Genomic DNA, 11,842 nt, shown 5'->3' on the forward strand with positions numbered 1-11,842 from the left:
CGGACGTGAGCCAATCTCGCAGGAAGACGCGAATCAGGTGTCAGGAGATGCCGAGTTCGTTGTCCAGGGCCTCGAACAGTTCGTTGTCGGTGGCCCATTCGGGGTCGCTGGTCGTTTCCGTCTCGGCGGGCCGGTCGTGTCCGTCCCGCCAGGACCGCAGAAGCGCTTCGAGTCGCGCGGTGATCCGGGAGCGTGCGCCGTCGACCGCCGGGGTCAGCGCCGACGACGTGAGCGCGGCTTCGAGCCGTTCGATCTCCGTGAGGAGGGGCCGCGCCGGGTCGTCCTCCCTGGGACCGGCCGTGGTGCCGATCTCCTTGGCCACCGCGCGGGCGGTGGGATGGTCGAACAGCAGCGTGGCGGGCAACCTCAGGCCCGTCGCGGCGTTGAGGGTGTTGCGCAACTCCAGGGCGGTGAGCGAGTCGAAGCCGAGCTCGCGGAACGCCCGGTCCGGCTCCACGTCACTCGCGGAGTCGCGGCGCAGGACCGTGGCCACTCGTTCCCGTACCAGGTCGAGGAGCAGTTCGTCGCGTTCGGGTGCGGCCAGACCGGCGAGCCTGCGGGCTAGTGCCTCGCCACCGTCGGACCGTGCCCGTACGGTCCGGCGCGAGGCGCCCCCGAACAGGCCGTGCAGCTTGCGGGGCAGTTCGTCGGGGTTCGCGCGGGCGGCGTACTCGTTCAGCTTGATCGGGACGAGTATCGGCTCGTCCACGGTCGCGGCGGTGTCGAACAGTTCCAGTCCCACGGCGGCGGACATCCCGACGATGCCTATGTGGTCCATCCGCAGCCGGTCGACCTCGCTGAGCTGCGCGGTCATCTCGCTGGCGTCGGCCCACAGACTCCACGCCAGGGACTGGGCGGCGAGTCCGGCGGCGCGACGGTGGGCGGCCAGCCCGTCCAGGAAGGTGTTCGCCGCCGCGTAGTTCGCCTGACCGCCGTTGCCGAAGACGCCGGAGTCGGACGAGAACAGCACGAACGCCGACAGGTCCAGGTGGCGGGTGAGCTCGTGCAGATGGAACGCCGCGTCCACCTTCGGGCGCATCACCGCGTCGATCCGTTCCGGGGTCAGCGACTCGATGACACCGTCGTCGAGGACACCCGCCGCGTGCACGACACCGACGAGCGGGTGCGCGGGGTCGATTCCCGTGAGCATCCCGGCGACGGAGTCCTTGTCGGAGACGTCGCAGGCGGCGATGGTGACGGTCGCGCCGAGGGCCGTCAGCTCGTCGTGGAGCTCGGCGGCGCCGGCGCCCGCCATGCCGCGGCGGCCTGCCAGCAGCAGATGGCCGACTCCATGGGCGGTCACCAGGTGGCGGGCCACGTGCCGGCCCATCATGCCCATCGCTCCCGTGATCAGCACGGTGCCTTCAGGGCCGAAGGCGGTGCCTTTGTGGTCGGTGGCGGAAGCGGGGCGGGCGGGTTCGGGCCGCTCGGGCACCGGCACCCGGGCCAGCCGTGCCCGGTAGGTCACACCCGCGCGGACGGCGAGTTCCGGCTCGTCCGTCGCGACGACCGCCGCAACGAGTGCGGCGCTGTCGGCGGGCTCGTCCACGTCGGCCAGGACGATGGCGCCGGGGTGTTCCAGCTGGGCCGCCCTGATGAGGCCCCAGACCGCGGCGCCCGCGAGGTCCGTCACGTCCTCGCCGTGCAGGGACACGGCACCGCGCGTCACGACCAGGAGCCGGGAGGCGAAGAGCCGCTCGTCGGCCATCCAGTCCTGAAGGACGCGCAGTGTCCGTCGGGTGGTGCTGTGGACGCTCTCGGCGTCGTCGCCGGGTTCCGGTGACACCACGAGGATGCCGGGGACTCCGTCCGGGAGGTCGCCGGCGTCGCCGATGTCCTCCCAGGGCAGCCAGGACACCTCGTCCGCGGCAGTCGCGGCGACCGGGGCAGCCGGCTTCCAGTCCATGCGGAACAGCGAGTCCAGGAACCCGTCGGGGCCGGCTCCGGCGTCGAGTTGGGCGGGTGACACCTGGCTCGATGTGAGCGACCGCGCCGACAGGACGGGCCTGCCCGTCTCGTCGGCCGCGAGCAGGGACACGCTGTCCTGCTCCGTGCGCACCAGTCGGACGCGGAGGGATGTGGCGCCCGCGGCGTGCAGGACGACACGGTTCCACGCGGTCGGCAGCCTCGGCCCGCTTCGGTTCTCGCCCTGGTCGCTCTCGTCGCCCTGATCGACCTGGTCGACCTGGTCGTCATGGTCATGGTCATGGTCGTACGACGCCTGAAGGTGGGTCGCCGCGTCGAGGAGCGCCGGATGGAGCCCGAAGTAGTCGTCGCTCTCCTCGGTCAGGGCGACCTCGGCGAACAGTTCACCGCCCCGGCGCCAGGCAGCCCGCAGCCCCTGGAAGGCAGGTCCGTAGTCATGGCCGAGTTCCGCGAGCCGGTCGTAGAGGCCGTCGACGTCCATCGGATCCGCGCCCGCGGGCGGCCACGCGGTGAGGTCGAAGTCGGGGTCCGGGGCACCGGAGCCGAGGACACCGGTGGCGTTCCGGGTCCAGGGCCCGCCGTCGCGGCGGGAGTGGATCGTCAACGACCGCTCCCCCGACTCGCCTGGTTCGGCGACCACGACCTGGACGTCGACACCGCCGTTCGCGGGCAGGGTCAGCGTCCCGTCGATGGCCAGGTCCTCCAGGACGTCGCATCCCACCTGGTCCCCGGCACGGATCGCCAGTTCCACGAAGCCCGAGGCGGGGAACACGACGGTGCCGAGCACCTGGTGTCCAGCCAGCCATGGCTGGGTGTCGGTCGACAGTCTGCCCGTCAGGACCAGGCCGTCCGAGTCGGGCGAGACGACCACGGCACCGAGCAGAGGATGCCGGGCGGCCACCTGTCCGAGGCCCGACGCGTCACCGGAGACCGCCTGGGTGTCCAGCCAGTGCCGCTTGCGCTGGAAGGCGTAGGTGGGCAGCTCCACACGGCGGGCACCGCGTCCGGCGAACACTCCGCGCCAGTCGACGAAGGCACCGGTCGTATGCAGTCGGGCGACGGCGGCGAACAGTGCGGGCGGCTCGGCCCGGTCCTTGCGCATTACGGGGACGGTGAGCACCTCGTCCGGGTCGCGCAGACAGGCCTGAGCCATCGCGGTCAGTACGCCGTCGGGCCCCAGCTCCACGAACCGGGTGACACCCTCGGACTCCAAGTGCCTTACGGTGTCGACGAATCGAACCGCATCACGGACGTGCCGCACCCAATGATCCGCCGAACCCAGCGCTTCCGCGTCGACAACCACGCCGCCGAGATGGGACACCACGGGTATAGAGGCTTTGCCGTAGGTGACACTCTCGGCGACCTCACGGAAAGCCTCCAGCATGGGATCCATGAGAGGCGAGTGGAACGCGTGGGAGACACGCAGACGGGTCGTCCGACGGCCCAACTCCGCAAAGTACTGCGTGATACGGGCGACTTCGGCATCGACACCGGAAACGACCACCGCATCCGGACCGTTCACCGCCGCGACATCGACCAAAGCCAGGTCAAGCAGCGGGACGACCTCGTCCTCGGAAGCCTGGACGGCAGCCATCGCCCCACCCGACGGCAACGCCTGCATCAACCGACCCCGCGCAGCCACCAACCGCGCCGCATCGCCCAGCGAGAACACCCCCGCCACATGCGCCGCCGCCAACTCACCGATCGAATGACCCGCCAGAAAGTCAGGACGCACACCCCACGCTTCGAGCAGCCGGAACAACGCCACCTCGACCGCGAACAACCCCGCCTGCGCGAACACCGTCCGCCCGAGCAACTCCGACTCGGACCACACCACCTCACGCACAGGCCGATCAAGATGCAGGTCCAAGGCGGCACACACCTCGTCGAACGCGGTCGCGAACACCGGGAAGGACGCGTACAACTCCCCTCCCATACCGACCCGTTGCGCCCCCTGCCCCGAGAACAGGAACGCCGTCGCGCCGGTGGAGGCGACGCCGTGGACCACGTCGGGGCCGGGCTCGTCGGCGGCGATCGAGGCCAGGCCGTCGAGAGCGGTGGCCCTGTCCTCCGCGAGCACCACCGCGCGCCGCTCCAGCGCGGTGCGCGAGGTCGCCAGGGAGAGACCGACATCGAACAGGTCGTCCTCGGGGCGGGCCAGCAGATGGGTGTGCAACCGCTGCGCCTGGCTCCGCAGTGCCTCGGCTGTCCTGGCGGAGACCATCCACGGAACCACACCCGAATCGGTGTGGTCGGCGGGCCCTTCCGGTTCGGCGGGGACCTCGGCCTGTTCCATGTCGGGCTGCTCGATGATGACGTGGGCGTTGGTCCCGCTGATCCCGAACGAGGAGACCCCCGCCCGCCGCGGACGACCCTCCGCCTCCGGCCACTCACGCGCCTCCGTCAGCAACTCCACCCGCCCCGCCGACCAGTCCACCTGCGAGGACGGAGCGTCCACATGCAACGTGCGCGGCAGAACCCCATGACGCATCGCCTGGACCATCTTGATGATTCCGGCGACACCGGCCGCCGCCTGCGCGTGCCCCATGTTCGATTTGATGGATCCCAGCCACAGCGGGCTGTCCTGCGGACGGTCCTGCCCGTACGTCGCCAGGAGGGCCTGCGCCTCGATCGGGTCGCCGAGCGTCGTCCCTGTACCGTGTGCTTCCACGGCGTCGACCTGGTCGGACGACAGGCGGGCGTTGGCGAGGGCCTGCCGGATCACGCGCTGTTGGGACGGCCCGTTGGGCGCGGTCAGGCCATTGGAGGCGCCGTCCTGGTTCACGGCGGAGCCCCGCACCACCGCCAGCACCGGATGGCCGTTGCGCCGGGCGTCCGACAACCGCTCCACCAGCAGGACGCCCACCCCCTCGGCCCAGCCCGCACCGTCGGCGGCGTCCGAGAACGACTTGCAGCGGCCGTCCCGTGCCAGGCCCCGCTGTCGGCTGAACTCGACGAACATGTTCGGCGTACTCATCACGGTCACGCCGCCGGCCAGTGCCAGGGAGCATTCACCTGAGCGCAGTGCCTGTGCCGCCAGGTGCAGGGCCACCAGCGACGACGAGCACGCGGTGTCGACGGTTACGGCCGGCCCTTCCAAGCCGAATACGTACGAGACCCGGCCGGAGACCAGACTTCCGCCGCTGGTGCTGGCGGTGTCGGCCCGGAATCCGTAGTCGTGGTACATGAGTCCGGTGAAGACCCCGGTCCGGCTGCCGCGCATGGTGTGCGGATCGATCCCCGCCCGCTCGAACGCCTCCCAGGACGCCTCCAACAGCAACCGCTGCTGCGGATCGGTGTCCGCCGCCTCCCTCGGCGAAATGGCGAAGAAATCAGCATCGAACTCCGCAGCGTCGTAAAGGAAACCACCCTCCCGCGCCACCGTCTTGCCCGGCTTCCCCGGCTCGGGATGATAAATACCCTCGACATCCCAGCCCCGGTCCACCGGAAACGCCGACACCGCGTCGACACCCTCCGCCACCAGCCGCCACAGATCCTCGGGCGACGCCACACCACCCGGATAACGGCACGCCATCCCCACGATCACCACCGGATCGTCGTCCACCGGCACGACGACCTCGATCTCCGCGGCCGAGCCCGCCGCGACACCGCCCCTCTCACCCCACAACTCGGCGTCGAGATAGGTCGCCACGGCTCGCGCCGTCGGATGGTCGAAAACCAGCGTCGCCGGAAGCGCCAGCCCCGTCTCGGCCCGCAACCCGTTCCGCAACTCCACCGCCGACAGCGAATCGAAACCCAACTCCTTGAAGGCCCGATCCGCCTCCACGGCCTTCGGCGAGGCATGACCGAGCACCGCCGCCACCTGGGTCCGTACGAGTGTGAGGAGGGTGGTGGCCCGCTCCTCAGCGGTCGATCCGGTCAGGCGTATGCGCAGGGAGTTCTCCGTCCGGGCGCGGACGGCACGGCGGGTGCCGCCGGTCAGGCCGCGCAGCAGAGCCGGTACGTCGTCGCCGCGGGCCCGCAACGCCGCCCTGTCCAGGCGGAGCGGCATGAGCACGGCGTCGTCCGTACGCAGCGCGGCATCGAACAGTTCCAGGCCCTTGTCGGCCGGTATCGCGGGCATGCCCAGGCGGGCCAGCCGCTCCGCATCGGCCGGGTCCACGCCCGTGTCGACGTCCCAGAGGCCGAACGCCAACGACGTCCCCACCAACCCCTCACCACGCCGATACGCAGCCAACGCATCCAAAAACACATTCGCCGCCGCATAACCACCCTGCCCCGCCGCCAGCAACGACCCACCCACCGACGAGAACAACACAAACGCCGACAACCCCATATCCCGCGTCAACTCATGCAAAAACCAAGCCCCATCAGCCTTCGCACCCAACACCCCACCCACCCGACCCGCAGACAACGAACCCACCAACCCGTTGTCCACCACACCCGCCGCATGCACCACACCCGACAACACACGACCCGCAACCAACGCCGCCACCGCATCCCGATCGGCGACGTCACACGCCACCGCCTCGACCTCGGCGCCGAGCCCGGTCAGTTCCGCACACAGCTCCGGGCCTCCGGGGGCCCGCGATCCCCGACGCCCGACCAGGACGAGACGCCGCACACCGTGCCCCACCACCAAGTGCCGCGCCACGAGGCTGCCCAACGCACCGAACGCACCCGTCACCAACACCGACCCCGAACCACCCCACACCGACGACACCACCGGCTCCACCTCGACCAGTCGCGGCACGCGTGATGTGTCGATCTCGGTGAGCCGAGGTATCCGCAACTCGCCCTCTCGCAAGGCCGCTTCGGGCTCGCCCGACAGAATCGCCGCGGGCAGGATGTCGAGTGAGGCGTCCCGGCCGTCCACGTCGACGAGGACGAAGCGCCCGGGGTTCTCCGCCTGGGCCGCGCGCAGCAGCCCTTGGACCGGTGCCTGGACCAGCGTGGGCCCATGGGTGACCACCGCCAGGCGGGAGGCGGCGAACCGTTCGTCGGCCAGCCATCCCTGCACGACGTCCAGTGCCTTGTGGGTCAGCGTGCGGACGGCCGCCGGGACGTCCCCGGTGTCCGTGGGAAGCGACCACAGCACGACGTCGGGGACCTGCGCCCCGCCCAGCGCGGTCAGGTCCGCGTACGCGGGCACGTCGGCCGGCAGTCCGGCCCGGTCGCGGTCCCGGTCGGTGCCGAGCACCGCCCAGCGGGCGGTGGCGGACCCGTTCAGCGGAGACCCGTTCACCGGTCGCGAGGTCCACTCCGTCCGCAGCAGTACGTCGCTCGGTCCGCCGCCCGCGTGGCCGGTCAGGTCGGACGCCACCGGCCGGGAGGCCAGCGACTCGACGGTGAGGACCGGATGTCCGCTCTCGTCGGTCACGGTCATGCTCGTGGGCCCGTCGCCCTGCCCCAGCCTGGTGTGCACTCGGATCGCGGACGCGCCGGAGGCATGCAGGGTCACGCCGGTCCACTCGAAGGGGAGCAGTGTCCTGCCGCCCCGCCGGTCCGTGTCGAGCAGTTCGGCGTGCATGCCGGCGTCGAGCAGTGCCGGGTGGAGACCGAACAGTGCCGCGTCGGCCCGCGCCTCATCGGGCAGGACGGCCTCGGTGTACAGGTCGTCCCCGTGCCGCCACGCCGCCCGCAGCCCCTGGAACACGGGTCCGTAGGCGTAGCCCTCGTCGCGGAGGCGTTCGTATGCCTCGGCCAGATCCACCGGAGCGGCGTCCGCGGGCGGCCAGGTGCCGAGGTCGGACGGGGGCGACGAGGCCGGGGAGCCGGTGCCGACCGTGCCGTCGGCGTGCCGTGTCCAGTCCTCGCCGGAGGGGGTGTCCTCGCGCCTGGAGTGGACACTCACCCTGCGGTCGCCGGACGCGTCGGCCGCGCCGACCACGACCCGTACGGCGACACCGCAGTGCTCAGGCAGCACCAGGGGTGCACCGAGTGTCAGCTCGCGCAGGACGTCGCAGCCGGCCTCGTCACCGGCCCGGATCGCCAGTTCGACGAACGCGCTGCCCGGCAGCAGTACGGTGCCCCGCACTTCGTGATCGGCCAGCCACGGCCGGGTGGCCGTCGACAGGCGGCCCGTCAGCACCACGCCACCGGAGTCCGGTGTCGTCACTACGGCGCCGAGGAGCGGGTGGTCCGCCGGGTCGATCCCGACGGAGGAGACATCGGAGTCCTGGGCGGTGGAGTCGAGCCAGTACGTCTCGTGCCGGAACGCGTAGGTGGGCAGTTCGACCGGTCGCGCGTCCCGGTCCGCGAACACGGCCCGCCAGTCGACGGATACGCCCGCGGTGTGCAGCTGCCCCACCGCGAGGAGGAGTGTCTCGGGCTCGGGGCGGTCCTTCCGCTGCGTCGCCACCAGGACACCGGCGCCGGTGGGGGTGCCGGTACCGCCGTCGGCCTCAGCCTCGGGCTGTACGCACTGCCGCGCCATCGCGGTCAGGACGCCGTCGGGCCCCAGCTCCACGAACCGGGTGACACCCTCGGACTCCAAGTGCCCTACGGTGTCGGCGAATCGGACCGCCTCACGGACGTGCCGCACCCAATGGTCCGCCGAACCCAACGCTTCCGCGTCGACAACCGCACCGCCGAGATGGGACACCACAGGTATGGAGGCTTTGCCGTAGGTGACACTCTCGGCGACCTCACGGAAAGCCTCCAGCATGGGATCCATGAGGGGCGAGTGGAACGCGTGGGAGACACGCAGACGAGTCGTCCGACGGCCCAGTTCCGTGAAGTGCTTCGTGATACGGGCGACTTCGGCATCGACACCGGAAACGACCACCGCATCCGGACCGTTCACCGCCGCGATATCAGCCAAGGCCAGGTCAAGCAGCGGGACGACCTCGTCCTCGGAAGCCTGGACGGCAGCCATCGCCCCACCCGACGGCAACGCCTGCATCAACCGACCCCGCGCAGCCACCAACCTGGCCGCATCGCCGAGCGAGAACACCCCGGCCACGTGTGCAGCGGAAAGCTCACCGATCGAATGACCCGCCAGGAAATCAGGACGCACACCCCATTCTTCGAGCAGCCGGAACAACGCCACCTCGACCGCGAACAACCCCGCCTGCGCGAACACCGTCCGCCCGAGCAACTCCGACTCGGACCACACCACCTCACGCACAGGCCGATCAAGATGCAGGTCCAAGGCGGCACACACCTCGTCGAACGCGGTCGCAAACACCGGGAAGGACGCGTACAACTCCCTTCCCATACCGACCCGTTGCGCCCCCTGCCCCGAGAACAGGAACGCCGTCCGGCCGGAGCCCGCGACCCCACTGACAGCGCTGGCGCCGGAGGCCCCCTCGGCCAATGTGCGCAGGCCGGCGAGCAGGTCGTCGCGGTTCCGGCCGACCACCACCGCGCGGTGTTCGAAGAGCGCGCGTGACGTCGCCAGTGAGAACCCGATGTCGGTGGGGCGCAGCAGCGGACGGTCCGTTACGAAGTCCCGGAGCCGCGCGGCCTGAGCGGGCAGCCCTTCCCTGCTCCGCGCGGACAGCACCCACGGCACCGTGCCCGAGCCCGAGTCGGAGCCCGAGTTGGACGGCCGGTCGTCCAGGTCGTCCAAGGCACCCGGTACGTCCCGCTGCTCTGCCGGACCCTGCTCGATGATGACGTGGGCGTTGGTCCCGCTGATCCCGAACGAGGAGATCCCCGCCCGCCGCGGACGACCCTCCACCTCCGGCCACTCACGCGCCTCCGTCAGCAACTCCACCCGCCCCGCCGACCAGTCCACCTGCGAGGACGGAGCATCCACATGCAACGTGCGCGGCAGAACCCCATGACGCATCGCCTGCACCATCTTGATCACCCCGGCCACACCGGCCGCCGCCTGCGCATGCCCCATGTTCGACTTCACGGACCCCAACCACAGCGGCGGCCCGTCCACCCGGTCCTGGCCGTACGTCGCCAAGAGCGCCTGCGCCTCGATCGGATCACCCAGCGTCGTCCCCGTACCATGCGCCTCCACCGCGTCCACATCCGCAGTGCCAAGACCGGCAGTGGCCAACGCCTGCCGGATCACCCGCTGTTGAGACGGCCCGTTCGGCGCGGTCAGGCCGTTCGAGGCGCCGTCCTGATTGACCGCCGTGCCCCGCACCACCGCCAGCACCGGATGGCCGTTGCGGCGGGCGTCCGACAGCCGCTCCAGAAGCAGCATCCCTGCGCCCTCGCCCCAGCCCGTGCCGTCGGCGGCGGCCGAGAACGCCTTGACGCGGCCGTCGGGGGCGAGTCCGCGCTGTTCGCTGAAGTCGACGAACGTCTCAGGGGTCGCCATCACGGTCACGCCACCGGCCAGTGCCAGCGAGCATTCCTGGGACCTGAGCGACCGTATCGCCAGATGCAGGGCCACCAGTGAGGAGGAACAGGCGGTGTCGACGGTGACCGCGGGGCCCTCAAGGCCCAGTGTGTAGGCGACCCTGCCCGAGACGATGCTTCCGTTGCTGGAGCTGGTGCCGTAGTCGTGGTACATCACACCGGCGAACACGCCCGTGCGGCCTCCGCGCAGGGAGGCGGGGTCGATGCCGGCGCGCTCCAGGGCCTCCCACGACGTCTCCAGCAGCAGCCGCTGCTGGGGGTCCATGGCCAGGGCCTCACGCGGCGAGATCCCGAAGAAGGCCGCGTCGAACCCGGCCGCGTCGAGCAGGAATCCGCCCTCACGCACATAGCTCCTGCCGGGCGTGCCGGGCTCGGGGTCGTAGAGGCGCCCGGTGTCCCAGCCACGGTCGGCGGGGAAGCCGGACACGGCGTCCGTGCCCTCGGCGACGAGCCGCCACAGGTCGTCGGGGGACGTGACACCGCCGGGGTAGCGGCAGGCCATGCCCACGATCGCCACCGGTTCGGTGGCGGCGGCCTCCAGGCGTCCGTTGTTCTGGCGGAGCCGTTCGTTCTCCAGCAGCGAGTCGCGGAGCGCCTCGATGATCTCCTCGGCGGACGCGTCCACGTTCAGCCTCCGAACTCGTTGAGGAAGTCGGCCATCACCCGTGTGAAGTGTTCGGGCTCTTCCAGGTGGGGCAGGTGGCTCGACTCCTCGAAGACCTCCCACCGGACGTCGGGGATCAGTTCGGCGAACGGCCGCACCGTCGCGGGCGTCGCCTCGTCGTGCCGGCCCGAGATCAGGAGTGTCGGCACCTCGATGTCGGCGACGCAGTCCTCCACCGACCAGTCCCGCAGGGTCCCGGTGACATGGAACTCGCTCGGGCCGTTCATGGTGCGGTAGACGGTGGGGTCGTTCTGGATCTCCATGAGGGTCGCCACGAAGTCGCGCGGCCACGGCCGGAGCCTGCACACGTGCCTGTTGTAGAAGACCGTCATGGCCTGGAGGTACTGCTCGCTGTCGGTGTCTCCCGCGGCCTCGTGGCGGGCCAGTGTCTCGTCGACCCCGGGCGGCAGCAGTTCCCGCAGGACTTTCATTTCCTGGCGCCACAGAACATAGGAGGCGGGGGAATTGGCGATGACCAGTGCCCGTAGGCCCGGCGGCTGCGCCGAGGCGTGTTTCGCGGAGAGTATGCCGCCCCAGGACTGGCCGAACAGTACGTAGTCCTCGGCGATTCCGAGCCTGTTCAGCAGGTTGTCGAGTTCGTCGAGGAACAGGTCCACGGTCCAGAATTCCGGGCCCCGTCCGGGAAGGTGGGTGGAGCCGCCGTTTCCGATCTGGTCGTAGTGCACGACCGGCCGCCCCAGCTCGGCGAGCGAGGCGAGAGAGCGCAGGTAGTCGTGGGTGCTGCCCGGCCCGCCGTGGACGACCACCAGGGGCGGCCCGCCGGCGCGCAGGTCGCCCGTGACGCGATACCAGGTCTCGTACGCGCCGAATGGCACGCTTCCCTTGGCATGGGGAGCCAACGACACCTCAATCACCCCGTTCGACTGGTCTCACGTGCACGCCGTCCATTGCCCGCCGCGGCCGGTCGACAGGCCGCGGCGGTCATCACGACACTAGTTAGGGAACAGC

At 70.7% G+C, this 11,842-nt stretch carries 2 protein-coding genes; both read right to left on the minus strand.

All coding sequences use genetic code 11. From position 1 onward, the window contains the following. Window positions 1-40: 40 nt before the first annotated feature. Window positions 41-10,936, minus strand: a complete 10,896-nt coding sequence (locus J8N05_RS28020; RefSeq protein WP_407699938.1) for a type I polyketide synthase — start codon at window positions 10,934-10,936, stop codon at window positions 41-43. Continuing rightward, complete coding sequence (locus J8N05_RS28025; RefSeq protein ID WP_210887520.1) at window positions 10,837-11,739, minus strand: proline iminopeptidase-family hydrolase; 903 nt, start codon at window positions 11,737-11,739, stop codon at window positions 10,837-10,839. Before J8N05_RS28025 ends, J8N05_RS28020 begins: the two co-directional genes overlap by 100 nt. Window positions 11,740-11,842: the final 103 nt, after the last annotated feature.

This window comes from Streptomyces liliiviolaceus (assembly GCF_018070025.1).
Lineage (GTDB): Bacteria > Actinomycetota > Actinomycetes > Streptomycetales > Streptomycetaceae > Streptomyces > Streptomyces liliiviolaceus.